The organism is Streptomyces sp. NPDC002817 (assembly GCF_053592055.1).
This window is the reverse complement of record NZ_JBSFUY010000007.1, coordinates 372,765-387,144: the sequence shown is the minus strand read 5'-3', so window position 1 is coordinate 387,144 and position 14,380 is coordinate 372,765. Positions and strand designations below refer to the sequence as shown.

Below are 14,380 nucleotides of genomic sequence, written 5' to 3'. Positions count from 1 at the left end.
GCATGACGGAACACCCGGCGAAGACGTACCCCCGCCTCACCCACCCGCTGGTCAGGGACACACGCGACGAGCCCTTGCGCAGGGCGAGTTGGAAAGAAGCGCTGGACCGTGCGGCCCGGGGCCTGCGGCGCAACCGGGACGCGTTCGGCCTGCTCTCCTGCGCCCGGGCGACCAACGAGACGCACTACGTGGCGCAGAAGTTCGCCCGGGTCGTCATGGGCACCAACAACATCGATTCCTGCGACCGCGCCTGCCACGCCCCGAGCGTCGCGGGACTGTCGGCCGTGTTCGGTTCGGGTGGCGGCACCTCGTCGTACGAGGAGCTCGAGCACACCGACGTCATCGTGCTGTGGGGCTCCGACGCCCGCCCGGCGCACCCCGTCTTCTTCCAGCACGTCCTGAAGGGGATCCGCGGCGGTGCCCGGATGTACGCGGTCGATCCGCGGCGGACGTCCACCGCTCGGTGGGCGGACGGCTGGCTCGGCCTCAACGTGGGTACCGACATTCCGCTGGCGCACGCGATCGGCCGGGAGATCATCCACGCGGGCCTCGCCAACGAGGCCTTCATCGGGCGCGCGACAAGCGGCTTCGAGGAGTACCGGGCACTGGTCGAACCGTGGACGCCGTCTCTCGCGCAGAAGGTGACGGGCGTACCGGCCTCCGCCATACGGGAGTTGGCGCACGCCTACGCCCGCGCCGACCGCGCCCAGCTGTGCTGGAGCCTCGGCGTCACCGAGCACCACAACGGCACCGACAACGTCCGCGCCCTGATCGACCTGTCCCTGCTGACCGGCCACATCGGCCGCCGCGGCTCCGGCCTGCAGCCCCTCTCCGGCCAGGACAACGTGCAGGGCGGCATCGACATGGGCGCCGTCCCCCACCGCCTCCCCGGCTTCCAGGACATCCTCGACCGGGACGCCCGGCTGAGGTTCGAGTCGGCCTGGGGCGCCGCCGTCCCGCCGCACTACGGGCTGAACGTGACGGAGATGTTCGAGGAGATGGAGTCCGGCACCCTGCGGGCCGTCCACTGCCTCGGCGCGAACCCGGCCCGGTCGCTGCCGGACGGTGCGCGGCCCGTCCGGCGGTTGAAGGCGCTCGACTTCCTCGTCGTACAGGACGTCTTCCTCACCGAGACCGCGGAACTGGCCGACGTGGTGCTGCCCGGGACCGCCGGCCGGATGGAGAGCGAGGGCACGACCACCAATGGTGAGCGTCGAGTTCAGCGGGTGCGCAAGGCGGTCGACCCGCCCGGTGAGGCCCGTGACGACGTCGGCATCCTGTGCGAGCTGGCGCGGCGTCTCGGCCACGAGTGGAAGTACGCCGACGCCGAGGCCGTCTGGAACGAGGTGCGGTCGCTGTCCCCGGACCACCACGGGATGACGTACGAGCGCCTGGAGCGCCACCACGGCATCCAGTGGCCGTGTCCCGACATCGACGGCATCGAACCGCCGTGTCTGCACGGCAGGTTGTGGGAGACGGATCCGGCCGGGCGGGGCAGGCTCGCGCCGTTCGGCATCGTGCGGCACGATCCCCCGATCGACCTCACGGACGAGCGGTACCCGGTCCGGCTGACGACAGGACGGCGGCTCGACTCCCGCGACATCGTGGTGCGGGGCGGGAGTTTCGCCTCGGCTCTGCGGCGTGGCGAGTGCGTCGAGCTGTGTCCGGAGGACGCCGAGCGCTACGGGGTCGTGGTCGGTGAGCAGGTGCGGATCTCCTCGCGGCGCGGATCGGTCCTCGCGCCGGTGTGGATCGACACCGCCCTGCGGCCGGGGCTCGCCTTCATGACGCTGCGCCTCCCGGACGGGGTGGACACCGACCGGCCGACGGCCGGGGCCGCTTGCCCGATCGCGGGGACGGCGGAGTTCAGGGCGACGGCGATCCGGATCGACAAGCTGCCCGTCGTGACGTACGTGGGGTGACGCGAGTGGACCTGCACTTCGGCGACAGCGAGCCGACGGACGACGAACGCGCGGCCGTCGACGGGCTGTTGGGGCCTGCCTCCTCCTTCTGGGAGGGAGGGGAGCGCTCCGCGGCGGACCTGCGGTGGTCCCGCGGCGGGCGGACGGCCCGGGCCCGCCGCGATCTGCTGCTGCCCGGGTTGCATGCGCTGAACGACCGCGTCGGCTGGATCAGCGAGGGCGGCCTCGCCTATCTGTGCCGACGGCTGACGGTACCGCCGGCTGAGGCGTACGGCGTCGCCGGCTTCTACGACCGCTTCTCGGTGCGGCCTCGGCCCGCGACCGTGCTCCGCGTGTGCACGGACCTGGTGTGCGCGGCGGCCGGGGCGGCGGAGCTGTGTGCCGGGATCGAGGCGCGGCTGGGCCCGGACAGCGGGGTGAGTGTCGAGCGCGGCTCCTGTCCGGGCCTGTGCGAGCGGGCTCCGGCGGCGCTCGTGGTCAGGGCGGGCGATCCGGCGCGTACGGCGGTGTCGGCGCCGGCGACGGTGCCCGCGGCCGTGCTCGCCGCGGTCTCCCCCGACTCGGCGCCCGAGGAACCATCGGCCGCCAACGCGGTGCCGCAGGCCGGGGACGCGTCGTCGCTGACACTCCTGCGACGCGTCGGTGTCGTCGACCCGTCGTCGCCGGACGACTACCGCGCCCATGGCGGCTGTGCCGCGCTGCGCCGGGCCTACGAGCTCGGCCCCGCCGGAGTCCTCCGCGAGCTCACCGACTGCGGCCCGGTCGGGCGCGGCGCCGCCTTCCCCGTCGGCCGCAGCTGGCTGGACGTGGCGTCGCGGCCCGACCGCCCGCACCATCTGGTGTGCAACGCCGACGAGTCCGGGCCGGGCGCCTTCAGCAGCCGGGTGATCATGGAGGGAGACCCGTACGCGCTGGTGGAGGCGATGACGATCGCGGCGTATGCGATCGGTGCGCATACCGGATACCTCTACCTGCGCGACGCATACCCGCGGGCGATACACCGTATGCAATGTGCCGTCGACCGTGGACGCGCCCGTGGTCTGCTCGGCGACGACATCCTCGGCCGGGGCCACGCCTTCGACATCGAGATCCGGCGAGGTGCGGGCGCCTACGTCTGCGGCGAGGACACCGCCCTGTTCAACGCCATCGAGGGGTCCCGGGCCGAGCCGCGCGCCACGCCGCCCCACCCGGCGGAGAAGGGCCTGTTCGGCGGACCGACAGTCGTGGAGGACGTCGAGACGCTGATCAACGTACTGCCCGTCCTGACCCGGGAAGCACCGGCGTACGCGGCGGTCGGCGCGGGCCGCTCCGCCGGGACGAAGCTGTTCTGTGTGTCGGGCAGCGTGGACCGGCCGGGGGTGTACGAGCTGCCGTTCGACACCACGCCGGGCGAGGTCCTCGCCCTGGCGGGCGTGCGGGAGGGCCTGCGCGCGGTGCTGCTCGGCGGGGCGGCCGGTGGCTTCGTACGCCCTGACGACCTCGACGCCCCGCTCGCCTTCGACGGCACACGGGAGGCCGGCACCGCACGCGGATCGGGTGTCGTCATGGCCTTCGACGACACCGTGCCGTTGCCGCAACTGGTGTTGCGCATCGCGGAGTTCTTCCGCGCCGAGTCGTGCGGGAGCTGTGTGCCGTGCCGGATCGGGACCGTGCGGCAGGAGGAGGCGCTGCGCCGGATCACGGAGCGGACCGGACCGGCCGCGGCGGACGATCTCGCCCTGCTCAGGGATGTCGGCCGGGCGATGCGGGACGCCTCGCTGTGCGGTGTCGGGCGGTCCGCGGGGAACGCCGTGGAGTCGGCCGTCGACCGGCTGGGGGTCTGCACGTGACCGTGACAGCGCTGGGGATTCCGCGCCGGATGCTCGCGTTCACCCTCGACGGCGAGGAGACCAGGGCCCCCGAGGGCGCGACGCTCCTCGACGCCTGCCGGGCGGCGGGCACGGACGTCCCCGTCCTCTGCCACGGCGCCGCTCTCGCCCCGAGGAGCACCTGCCGCCTCTGTGTCGTCGAGGTCGAGGGCTCGCCCGCCCTCGTCCCGGCCTGCTCCCGCCGGGCCGAGCCCGGGATGGAGGTGCGGACGGACACCGAGCGCGTACGGCACAGCCGCCGGACCGTCCTGGAGCTGCTCGCCTCCTCGGTCGACCTTTCGATGACACCGGGTATCGCCGGGTGGATCGAGGAGTACGGGGCCGAGCCGGACCGTTTCGGCCCGGACGCGTCCCGGGTCGCCGCGGAACCGAGGCTCGACGACGACCTGATGGTGCGCGACCCCGGCAAGTGCATTCTGTGCCGCCGGTGTGTGGACGTCTGCGGCGACCAGGGGCAGAGCACTTTCGCCATCGCCGTCTCCGGCCGCGGATCCGATACCCGTGTCACCGTGGAGCACGACGCCCCGCTCACCGACTCGGCGTGCGTGCACTGCGGGAACTGTCTCGACGTGTGCCCGACGGGGGCCCTGTCGTCCAGGTCGGAGTTCGACGGACGCGCGGCGGGCACTTGGGATGAATCAGCACAGAACAGGACGAGCACGGTCTGTGGGCACTGCGGGGTGGGCTGCGGCCTGACCCTCCACGTGCAGGACAATGACATCGTGAAGGTCACCGCGCCGCACGACGACCCGGTGACCCGGGGCAACCTCTGCATCAAGGGCCGTTTCGGCTACCAGCACGTACAGAACCGGGGCTGATCAGGACATGGGACGAGTCACGGAACGACGCAAGGTGATCCGCATCCGGGACGGGGCGATCTCGTCCCGCCCGGACACACTGGTCGCCGAGGAACCGCTGGAGATCCGGCTGAACGGCAAGCCGCTCGCGATCACCATGCGCACACCCGGCGACGACTTCGCCCTGGCGGCCGGTTTCCTGGTCAGCGAGGGTGTACTGGCGAGCGGATCCGATCTGCAGAACATCGTCTACTGCGCGGGTGCGACCGTGGACGGTTCGAACACCTACAACGTGGTGGACGTGCGGACCGCCCCCGGTGTGGTGATCCCCGACATCACCCTCGAGCGCAACGTGTACACCACCTCGTCCTGCGGCCTGTGCGGCAAGGCGAGTCTCGACGCGGTCCGCACGACGGCCCGCTGGCCCATCTCCGACACTCCCCCGGTCCGTCTCGAACCCGAACTGCTCGCGCGCCTCCCCGACCGGCTGCGCGCGGCCCAGCGGGTCTTCGACCGGACCGGGGGTCTGCACGCCGCCGCCCTCTTCACCGAGGACGGCGAACTCCTCGACATACGCGAGGACGTCGGCCGGCACAACGCCGTCGACAAGCTGGTCGGCCGCGCTCTCCAGAACGACGACCTGCCCCTGTCCCGTGTCGTCCTGCTCGTCTCCGGCCGGGCCTCCTTCGAGCTCGCCCAGAAGGCGGTCATGGCCGGCATCCCCGTCCTGGCCGCCGTCTCCGCGCCCTCGTCCCTCGCCGTCGACCTCGCTGTCGAGACCGGTCTCACCCTCGTCGGCTTCCTGCGCGGCTCGTCCATGAACGTGTACGCGGGAGAGGACCGCATCGCCCTGGAGGCCACGGCCGCTCAGGGCTGACCGCGCCCCTCACGGCACCCCGGTGAGCCCCGGGGCCCCGCCCCGAGGATCACCCCCGGGCGAAGGTCAGCTCCGCCGCCCGCACCACCGACCCCAGCCGCGGGAAGTCCAGCCGTACGGACGCCTCGTGCTCGGCCGCCGTGAACGCGGCCATGGCGTCCTCGACGAAGACGAGGTCGTAGCCGAGGTCGCCGGCGGCGCGGGCGGTGGACTCCACGCCGAGGTTGGTGGCGATGCCGCCGAACACGACGGTGGTGACGCCGAGTTCACGGAGGCGGTCGTCGAGGCCGGTGCCCTGGAAGCCGCCGATCGTCCGCTTCACGATCTCGACGTCGCCCTCCTGGGCGAGGCCGGCCACCAGCCCGCTGCCGGGGGGCTGTTCGGCGATCCCGGGGCGTTCGACGCGGATGAGGACGACAGGGGCGCCCGCCGCACGGAAGGCGGTCGCCAACTCCTCGGAGACGGCGAGGACTTCGGTGCCCTTGCGGGGCTCCAGGGGCAGCGCGACGATCCGGTCCATCAGATCGACGAGGACGAGGGCGCTGCGCGCCGGATCGAGGGTGATGGGTGCGGTCATGACGGAACGTTATCCGCCGTCAGCCCTCCGTACCGGAAATCCGGATCAACAGACCCATGAAACGCTCGCGTTCGGCGGCGGAGAGCGGGGCGAGCAGCTCGTCGTCGGCCGCGCGGGCGTATGAGGCGCTCGCGTCGCGGAGCAACCTCGGAAAGGTCGTGCTGCGCCCTTGATCACGCCTCCGGGTTCCCGCCGCCGTCCTGCCGATCGTCCCCGCACTGCCCCGGCGACGGGTGAACGCTCGCTCCTCGTGAGGTGTCGGCGACGGGAACCGGCCACGGGCGCCGCCCCGTTCGGCGACACGGTCCTCCGGCCGCCCATGGACCGGACGAGCATGAGCCACTAACGTCCCGTGGGTGCCCGACGACGTACGAGCACGACAGCGGACGGGAACGGGGCTCGGCCTGTTGCTGGCCCTGGTTCTCGGGGCCGTGCTGCTCACGGCCCTGCCCCAGGACGACGATCGACAGGATGCGGGCGACTGTGTACCGCACACCGTCGGCGCGTGGTCGGCGGACAACCGGCTCACCGGCGAGTTCGCCCGCTACGGCGACGACGCCACCCGCGCCGACGACTGGACCGGCGGTGACGGCACCCACTCGGTGCGACTGCCGGACGGCCGGGTGCTGTGGCTGTTCTCGGACACCTATCTCGGCCAGGTGTACGCCCCGCCCAACCCGGTCGGCGAGTCCTTCGCCTGGCGGGACACCACCGCCCCGCTGGTCCGCAACTCGGCGGTGCTGATGCGCGAGGGCCGCCTGGAGACCACCCTGCCGGCCCCGCTCTTCCCCGACCCGGCACCCAACCAGTGGCGGTGGCCGGTCGCGGCGCGGGTCGAGCCGCGGGAGCCCGGCTCGGACGAGCAGGTCGTGCGGGTGCTGCTGTGGGTGCGGACGGCGGGAGCGGCGCCGTGGATCTACGGGACGCCCACCGCCACCGAGGTGGCCACGCTCTCGCTGCCCGATCTGCGGGTCGAGTCCATCACCAAGGTGTTCGACCAGCAGCTGGTACCGGACGCCTCCCGGCGTGTCCTGTTCGGGACGACGCTGATCGAGGAGGACGGCTGGAGTTACGTCTTCGGCGGCGACGACGGCCAGGCGGCGTCCCGGCCGGTCTCGTCGGCGTATGTGGCCCGGGTCCCGGAGGGCAGACTCGGGGAGCCCGCGGCCTGGCAGTACTGGAACGGCTCCACGTGGGCGTCCGGCGCCCACCCGGCCCCGGTGCTCGGCAACGAGCACAAGCGCACCGGGGTGGGCAGCGCCTTCTCCGTGGTGCGCAAGGACGGCACGTACGTCCTGTTCACCATGGCGGCGGGCACCGCGGGGCTGACCACCATCACCTCGTACTGGGCCTGCTCCGCCACCGGGCCGTGGCACGGGCCGACGAAGGACTTCGGTGCCGCGCTGCCGGACGGCGAGGTAGCGGCGTACAACCCGCAGGTCCACCCGGAACTGAGCGGCGGCGGACGGCTGGTGCTCAGCTACGACGTGAACTGGCTGGAACCGGCCGCCGCCGCGGCACAGCTCAACCGGAACGTGTCCCTGTACCGACCGCGGTTCGTGACGCTGACGCTGAAGCCGCAGAAGTGACCTCGGCCCCCGGCCCCTCGCCCGTCCGCTCCTCCGGGCGCGGGTCGTGGGAGCGGCGCTTGGCGATCACCGCGCACACCATCAGCTGCATCTGGTGGAAGAGCATCAGCGGCAGGACCGCCAGCGACGCGTGCGCGCCGAACAGCACGCTCGCCATGGGCAGTCCGGAGGCGAGGGACTTCTTCGAGCCCGCGAACTGGATCGCGATGCGGTCCTCGCGACCGAAACGGAGCGCCTTGGCGCCGTACCAGGTCAGCGCCAGCATCACGGCGAGCAGCACGGCCTCGACCACGAGGAGTCCGGCCAGCCTCATCGGGCTGACCTGGTGCCAGATGCCCTGGACCATGCCCTCGCTGAACGCGGTGTAGACGACGAGGAGGATCGAGCCGCGGTCGACCAGGCCGAGGACCTTCTTGTGGCGGGTGATGAAGCCGCCGATCCAGCGGCGCAGCAGCTGCCCGGCGACGAACGGCACCAGCAGCTGGAGCACGATCTGGACGAGCGAGTCGGCGGAGAACCCGCCGGCGCTGCTGCCGAGCAGGGCGGCCGCCAGCAGCGGGGTGATGAGGATGCCGACCAGCGAGGAGAACGAGCCGGCGCAGATCGCCGCGGGCACGTTGCCGCGGGCCATGGAGGTGAAGGCGATCGACGACTGGATGGTCGAGGGGACCAGGGTGAGGAAGAGCAGCCCCTGGTAGAGCGGTTGGGTCAGCAGCACCGGGACGAGACCGCGGGTGGCCATGCCCAGCAGCGGGAAGACGAGGAAGGTGCAGGCCAGGACCGTGACGTGGAGCCGCCAGTGCTTGACCCCGTCCATCGCCTCACGGGTGGAGAGACGGGCGCCGTAGAGGAAGAAGAGGAAGGCGATCGCGGCGGTGGAGGCCCCGGAGGCGACGTCCGCGCCCGTCCCGCGCGCCGGGATGAGGGCGGCGAGGCCCACCGTTCCCAGGAGCAGCAGGATGTACGGGTCGATCGGCATCCAACTCGGCCAACGCAGGCGTTTCACGGTGCTCCATCTAGCTTGTGTCTGTCGGCGGAACCGGGGCCGCAGGGCCCCCCTGCATCGTCCTCCTCCGGCCCGCGATCGGGAATCCGGCATACGGCACTGACTGTCATCACGTTCCGCGATAAGCTCCGGGTCATGTACGACCCGTCCCAGCTGCGCACGTTCCTGGCGGTGGCGCAGACGCTGAGCTTCACGCAGGCGGCCCGGCGGCTCGGGCTGCGCCAGTCGACGGTCAGCCAGCACGTACGGCGTCTGGAGGATGCCGCGGGGCGGCAGTTGTTCACCCGGGACACCCACTCCGTGGAGCTGACGGAGGACGGCGAGGCGATGCTCGGCTTCGCGCGCCGGATCCTGGACGTGCACGAGCAGGCGTCGGCATTTTTCACGGGTACCCGGCTCCGCGGCCGGTTGCGCTTCGGTGCGTCGGAGGATTTCGTGCTGACCCGGCTGCCGGAGATCCTGGAGGGCTTCCGCTACGACCATCCCGAGGTGGACCTGGAGCTGACCGTGGAGCTCTCGGGCACCCTGCACGAGCAGTTGGAGGCCGGGAAGCTGGATCTGGTGCTGGCGAAGCGGCGGCCGGAGGATCCGCGCGGTGAACTCGTCTGGCACGACAAGCTGGTGTGGATCGGCGCGGAACGGCTCCGCCTCGAGGCGGACCGCCCGGTTCCGCTGATCGTCTATCCCCCGCCGGGCATCACCCGCGCCCTCGCCCTGGAGGCTCTGGAGCGTCAGGGCCGCGAGTGGCGCATCGTCTGCACCAGCGGCAGCCTCAACGGCCTCATCGCCGCGGCCCGCGCCGGCCTCGGCGTGATGGCCCACTCCCGCGGCCTCGTCCCGCCGGGCCTGGTCCGCATGCCGGACCGCGCGGGCCTGCCCGAACTCGGCCGGGTCGATTTCGTCCTGGTCCACGGCCGCAGACGTACGGCGGCCCAGGGCGCGGCGGACGCGCTCGCGGCGGCGATCCTGACGGGCGGGGACCGGCTGCACCGGCGGTGAGCGCCCCCGTCGACCGGCCGCACCGGCGTCAGCGGCCGGGTGCCTCGTACGTCAGCTGCTTCACCCTCCGCAGGAACGGCGTCGCCTCCACGTGCTGGACCCCCTCCAGCCGGCCCAGTGGCCCGCTGAGGTAGGCGTACAGCCCCGCCGTGTCCCTGACGACCGCGGTCACGACGAGGTTGGAGGGGCCGGCGGTGGCGCTGGCGAAGGCGACCTCGTCGTGGCCGGCGAGGGCCCGGCCGACGGAGGTGAGGGCGCCGGGTGCGGCGGTGATCCACAGGGACGCGGCCCGGGGGTAGCCGAGCGCCTCGGAGTGGTACTCGATGTCGATGTAGACGGCCCCGGAGGCGAGCAGCGCGGCGAGGCGGCGCTTGACGGCCGACTCGGAGCGACCGGTGGCGCGCTGGAGTTCCGGATACGACGCCCGCCCGTCGCGCCGCAGGACGGCGAGCAGGGGTTCGTCGTCCGGCTCGATACGGGCGGGTCCTGACCCGGGTTCCGGGTGCGGGCGCAGGGCGGCGATCTGCTCGTCGTCGAGCGCTCCGAACTTCCTCGACCAGCCGGCCGGGCCGCCGTAGAAGCGATGGAGCAGCTGGTGGGCGCGGATGTCCACGACGCTCGGGGTGCGGGGCAGCTTGCCGAGGAGCAGTTCGTCGTGGTCGCCGGGGCCGCGCGGCCGGGTCATGCAGACGATCTCGGTGCCCCCGGAGGCCAGTCCGATCCAGGCCGTGTCCGGCCGCTTGGCGAGCGCGTCGGAGATGGCCGGTGCGCTGTCGGGCGCGCAGCGGAACCGCAGGAACCACTGGTCCTCGCCGAGGACGTGGGGGTCGCGGAGTGCGAGGACCCGCAGTCCCGCCTCGGCGCACAGCTTGCGGTAGCGGCGGGCGATCGTCTGGTCGGAGGCCCCGAGCACCGCGCCGAGACGGCTGAAGGAGGCACGGCCGTTGACCTCGAGCGCCGAGAGCAATTGGAGGTCGAGGGCGTCCAGAACGGTGGATTCCAGCGTCAACATGCCTTCTCCTGTCGAGTTCCGGCGCTCGAACAGCCATCACCAGTGGGATCGTCCGCAGCGGAGTCATCGTACGAAGCGCTACGCAGCCCACGGACGAGGAGTTGAGGACATGCGTACATGGGGGCCGCTCACCGCGGTGTGCCTGGGCACGTTCATGTTGTTGCTGGATGTGACGATCGCGATCGTCGCGCTGCCGGACATGGCGCGTGCGCTGGACGCGTCGCTGAGCGATCTGCAGTGGGTGATGGACGGGTACGCGCTGGCGCTGGCCGCGCTGCTGCTCGGGATCGGGGCCGCGGCCGATGTGCTCGGGCATCGGCGGGTCCATCTGGCGGGTGTCGTGCTGTTCGCGGTGGCGTCGCTGATGTGCGGCCTCGCCTCCGGGCCGGGGACGCTGGTCGCGGCACGGGGGCTGCAGGGGGTGGGCGCGGCGGCGATGTTCGCGACGACGCTGCCGCTGCTGGGCTCGGTCTACCAGGGGCGACGGCGGTCGGTGGCGCTCGGTGTGTGGGGTGCGGTGAGCGGCGGGGCGGCCGCGGTGGGGCCGGTGCTCGGCGGGCTGCTGACCGACGGGCCGGGCTGGCGGTGGATCTTCTACGTCAATCTGCCGGTGAGCGTGGCCGCGGTGTGGCTGACGCTGCGGCTCGTACCGAAGTCGCGGGCGGCGCGCGGGCGCCGGGTGGACTGGGCCGGCACGGTGACGTTCGCGGCGTTCGCGGGCGGGGTGACGTACGGGGCGGTGCGGGCGGGCTCGCACGGCTGGACCGCGGCCGGCACCCTCGCCTCCTTCGGGCTCGCGGCGCTCGCGCTGGTCTGCTTCGTCGTGGTGGAGCGGCGGGTGGCCGATCCGCTGCTCGATCTGCGGCTGTTCCTGCGGCCCGCGTTCTGTGGGGTGATGGCGGGGGCGCTCGCCTACAACGCGGCGGCGTTCGGGGTGATGGTGTACACCTCGATCTGGTTGCAGACCGTGCTGGGGATGAGTCCGGTGCGCGGCGGGCTGGTGTTCCTGTGGATGTCGCTGGCCGCGTTCGTGGTGTCCGCGGCCGGCGGCCGGCTGCTGCACGGGGTGCCGGTCCGGATCACCGTCGGGGGCGGGCTGCTGCTGATCGGTGCGGGGCAGTTCTGCATGGCGGTCCTGGACGCGGGGTCGGGTGCGGCGGCTCTGGTGCCGGGACTGCTGCTGGTGGGCTTCGGTACGGGGCTGGTGGCGCCCGCCATCGCGGGGGCCGCGCTGGCCGCCGTACCGCCGGAGCGGGCGGGGATGGCCGGCGGCGCGGTGAACACGTTCCGGCAGCTCGGGTACGCGCTCGGGATCGCGGGTTTCGGTACGGCGCTGACCTCCCGGATGCGGGACACGCTGCCGCACGAGGCGGCGCACACGCTGGCGGGCGGCGGTGCCGGGGCCCTGCGGGGGCTCTTCCCGGAGCAGGTGCTGCGGGCCGCGTTCGCCTCGGGGCTCAACACGGCGGCGGTGACCGCGGGTGCGCTGGCGACGGTCGGCGGGGTGCTGGTCCTCGCCCTGGTCCGGACGCCGGGTGCCGGCGAAGCGGGTGTGACGGATTCGGCCGCGAAGACGCTGACAGAGGAGACGGCAGCGCAGCGGAACTGATCATTCCGCGAGTCGCCGTGAGCCGTAGTCGGGTCGTACAGATTCGGTGGAGATTACGGGACCGAAACTTACTCAACCGTCAGTTTTCTGTCCGACCCTTCCCCATGTGAGCGCATTTTCCGGCGCTGACCAGTGCGTACCTGAACATGGCTCGGATTCGCGCCCCCTCCCGTCCCATCGCCGGGTGGGGTAGCTTTCACGGCGCTGTGCGGAGCGTCACCAGGAACGGGGACCAAGGAGCGGGGAGCGGGGTTTGCGCGAGTTCACCAACCCTCCGTTGGCGTTGCCGGCCCCCGTGGGAGGACTGGCCGACGTCGTCTTCCGGCGTGCCCAGGAGGACCCCCTGCACATCGCGCTCGGCCGCAAGGACGAGCAGGACCAGTGGCGTGACGTCACCTCCGCGGAGTTCCGGGACGAGGTCCTCGCCCTCGCCAAGGGGCTGCTCTCCCAGGGCATCCGGTTCGGCGACCGGGTCGCCATCATGTCCCGCACCCGCTACGAGTGGACCCTCTTCGACTACGCCCTGTGGACGATCGGCGCCCAGGTGGTGCCGATCTACCCCACCTCCTCGGCCGAGCAGTGTTTCTGGATGCTCTACGACGCCGAGTGCACGGCCGCGGTCGTGGAGCACGAGGACCACGCGATGACGATCGCCACCGTCATCGACCGGCTGCCGCAGCTGCACCAGCTGTGGCAGCTGGACGCCGACGCCGTGCACGAGCTGTACGACGCGGGCGCCGCCCTCGACGACGACGTGGTGCACCGGCACCGGCAGGCGGTCACCCCGGACTCGGTCGCCACGATCATCTACACCTCGGGCACCACGGGCCGCCCCAAGGGCTGTGTCATCACCCACGGCAGCTTCATGTGGGAGGCGGACACGGTCGCCGAGCGCTGGGAGCCGGTGTTCCACTCCAAGAAGGGCGACGAGGCGGCGACCCTGCTGTTCCTGCCGCTCGCGCACGTCTTCGGGCGGATGGTGGAGGTCGCCGCGATCAGCCGCGGGGTCCGCTTCGGCCACCAGCCGCAGCTCAACGCCGCCGCGCTGCTGCCGGACCTGGCCGCGTTCAGGCCGACGTTCATCCTCGCCGTGCCCTACATCTTCGAGAAGGTCTTCAACGCCGCCCGCCGCAAGGCCGAGAAGGAGGGCAAGGCCGGGCCCTTCGAGAAGGCCGTCGAGATCGCGGTGAAGTACGCGGAAGCCGTCGAGGCCAAGGCCTGGGGCACCGGGCCCGGTCCTTCGGCGGGTCTGCGCGTGCAGCACCAGCTCTTCGACAAGCTCGTCTACGCCAAGGTACGGGCCGCCATGGGCGGCCGGATCCGCAACGCGATGTCGGGCGGCTCGGCGATGGACCGCCGGCTCGGCCTGTTCTTCGCGGGCGCGGGTGTGCAGATCTACGAGGGCTACGGCCTGACCGAGTCGACGGCGGCGGCGACCGCCAACCCGCCCGGGCGCACCCGCTACGGCACGGTCGGCCAGCCCATCCCGGGCGTCACCGTGCACATCGCGGACGACAGCGAGATCTGGCTGCACGGCCCCAACATGTTCCAGTGCTACCTCAACAACCAGAAGGCCACCGACGAGACCCTGCACGACGGCTGGCTCGCCACCGGCGACCTGGGCTCCCTGGACGAGGACGGCTTCCTCACGATCACCGGCCGCAAGAAGGAGATCCTGGTCACCTCGGGCGGCAAGAGCGTGGCGCCCGGGCTGCTGGAGGAACGCGTCCGGGACCATCCGCTGGTCGCCCAGTGCATCGTCGTGGGCAACGACCGCCCGTACGTCGCCGCGCTGGTCACCCTCGACCAGGAGGCCGTCGAACACTGGCTGGCGATGCGCGGCAAACCCCAGCTGACGGCGGCCGAGCTGGTGCGGGACGCGGACCTGGAGGCGGAGGTCAGACGGGCCGTGGTCGCCGCCAACACGCTGGTCTCGCAGGCCGAGTCGATCCGTACGTTCCGCATCCTGGCGCAGCCGTTCACCGAGGAGCACGGGCTGCTGACGCCGTCGCTGAAGCTGAAGCGCAAGGCGATCGAGACGACGTACGCCGGCGAGGTCGAGGCCCTGTACCGGGCCTGAGCTTGTTTCCGGCGGATTCTGTCGGATTCCGCAGTCAGGAATGC

At 72.2% G+C, this 14,380-nt stretch carries 12 protein-coding genes; 8 read left to right on the top strand and 4 right to left on the bottom strand.

The window, feature by feature from the left end:
• The first annotated feature begins 2 nt into the window (after nucleotides 1-2).
• From ACWD3I_RS17105 to fdhD, 4 genes are read left to right on the top strand one after another with little or no spacing between them, the layout of a single operon-like run.
• Complete coding sequence (locus ACWD3I_RS17105; RefSeq protein WP_365406336.1) at nucleotides 3-1,922, top strand: molybdopterin oxidoreductase family protein; 1,920 nt, start codon at nucleotides 3-5, stop codon at nucleotides 1,920-1,922.
• A gap of 5 nt (nucleotides 1,923-1,927) precedes the next feature.
• Nucleotides 1,928-3,751 carry an NADH-ubiquinone oxidoreductase-F iron-sulfur binding region domain-containing protein gene (locus ACWD3I_RS17100; protein ID WP_365406407.1) on the top strand — a complete coding sequence of 608 codons (1,824 nt, stop codon included), beginning with the start codon at nucleotides 1,928-1,930 and terminating at the stop codon, nucleotides 3,749-3,751.
• A complete protein-coding gene (locus ACWD3I_RS17095; protein ID WP_365406333.1) occupies nucleotides 3,748-4,608 on the top strand; it encodes a 2Fe-2S iron-sulfur cluster-binding protein in 861 nt (286 codons plus the stop codon). Before ACWD3I_RS17100 ends, ACWD3I_RS17095 begins: the two co-directional genes overlap by 4 nt.
• 7 nt (nucleotides 4,609-4,615) lie before the next feature.
• The gene (fdhD, locus tag ACWD3I_RS17090) at nucleotides 4,616-5,464 is read left to right on the top strand and encodes a formate dehydrogenase accessory sulfurtransferase FdhD (RefSeq protein WP_365406330.1); all 849 of its coding nucleotides are present in this window, start codon (nucleotides 4,616-4,618) and stop codon (nucleotides 5,462-5,464) included.
• 49 nt (nucleotides 5,465-5,513) lie between these two features.
• On the opposite strand, the gene ACWD3I_RS17085 is transcribed toward fdhD, so the two are convergent.
• Together ACWD3I_RS17085 and ACWD3I_RS17080 are read right to left on the bottom strand one after the other, a co-directional pair.
• Nucleotides 5,514-6,041, bottom strand: coding sequence for an isochorismatase family protein (locus ACWD3I_RS17085; RefSeq protein WP_365406327.1), 528 nt, complete (start codon nucleotides 6,039-6,041; stop codon nucleotides 5,514-5,516).
• A gap of 19 nt (nucleotides 6,042-6,060) precedes the next feature.
• On the bottom strand, nucleotides 6,061-6,186 hold the full coding sequence (locus tag ACWD3I_RS17080; RefSeq protein WP_451084112.1) for a hypothetical protein: 126 nt from the start codon (nucleotides 6,184-6,186) through the stop codon (nucleotides 6,061-6,063).
• 211 nt (nucleotides 6,187-6,397) lie between these two features.
• Here ACWD3I_RS17080 and ACWD3I_RS17075 point away from each other — a divergent pair, with 211 nt between their 5' ends.
• Nucleotides 6,398-7,630: a DUF4185 domain-containing protein gene (locus ACWD3I_RS17075; RefSeq protein ID WP_365406324.1), complete on the top strand. Its 1,233-nt coding sequence runs from the start codon at nucleotides 6,398-6,400 to the stop codon at nucleotides 7,628-7,630.
• On the opposite strand, the gene ACWD3I_RS17070 is transcribed toward ACWD3I_RS17075, so the two are convergent.
• Nucleotides 7,566-8,609 (bottom strand): bile acid:sodium symporter family protein, encoded by a 1,044-nt coding sequence (locus tag ACWD3I_RS17070; protein ID WP_365406404.1) that lies wholly within the window; start codon nucleotides 8,607-8,609, stop codon nucleotides 7,566-7,568. The genes ACWD3I_RS17075 and ACWD3I_RS17070 overlap by 65 nt on opposite strands.
• A 162-nt stretch (nucleotides 8,610-8,771) precedes the next feature.
• Between ACWD3I_RS17070 and ACWD3I_RS17065 the strand changes: the two genes are divergently transcribed.
• A complete protein-coding gene (locus ACWD3I_RS17065) occupies nucleotides 8,772-9,635 on the top strand; it encodes a LysR substrate-binding domain-containing protein (RefSeq protein ID WP_266885964.1) in 864 nt (287 codons plus the stop codon).
• A 28-nt stretch (nucleotides 9,636-9,663) separates the two neighbouring features.
• Here the strand turns inward: ACWD3I_RS17065 and ACWD3I_RS17060 are convergent, their stop codons facing one another.
• The gene (locus tag ACWD3I_RS17060; protein ID WP_365406321.1) at nucleotides 9,664-10,647 is read right to left on the bottom strand and encodes an Lrp/AsnC family transcriptional regulator; all 984 of its coding nucleotides are present in this window, start codon (nucleotides 10,645-10,647) and stop codon (nucleotides 9,664-9,666) included.
• A gap of 109 nt (nucleotides 10,648-10,756) precedes the next feature.
• On the opposite strand from ACWD3I_RS17060, the gene ACWD3I_RS17055 reads away from it, so the two are divergent.
• Together ACWD3I_RS17055 and ACWD3I_RS17050 are read left to right on the top strand one after the other, a co-directional pair.
• Nucleotides 10,757-12,256, top strand: a complete 1,500-nt coding sequence (locus ACWD3I_RS17055) for an MFS transporter (protein WP_365406318.1) — start codon at nucleotides 10,757-10,759, stop codon at nucleotides 12,254-12,256.
• Nucleotides 12,257-12,509: 253 nt separating this feature from the next.
• Nucleotides 12,510-14,336: an AMP-dependent synthetase/ligase gene (locus ACWD3I_RS17050; RefSeq protein ID WP_365406315.1), complete on the top strand. Its 1,827-nt coding sequence runs from the start codon at nucleotides 12,510-12,512 to the stop codon at nucleotides 14,334-14,336.
• The last annotated feature ends 44 nt before the right edge of the window (nucleotides 14,337-14,380 follow it).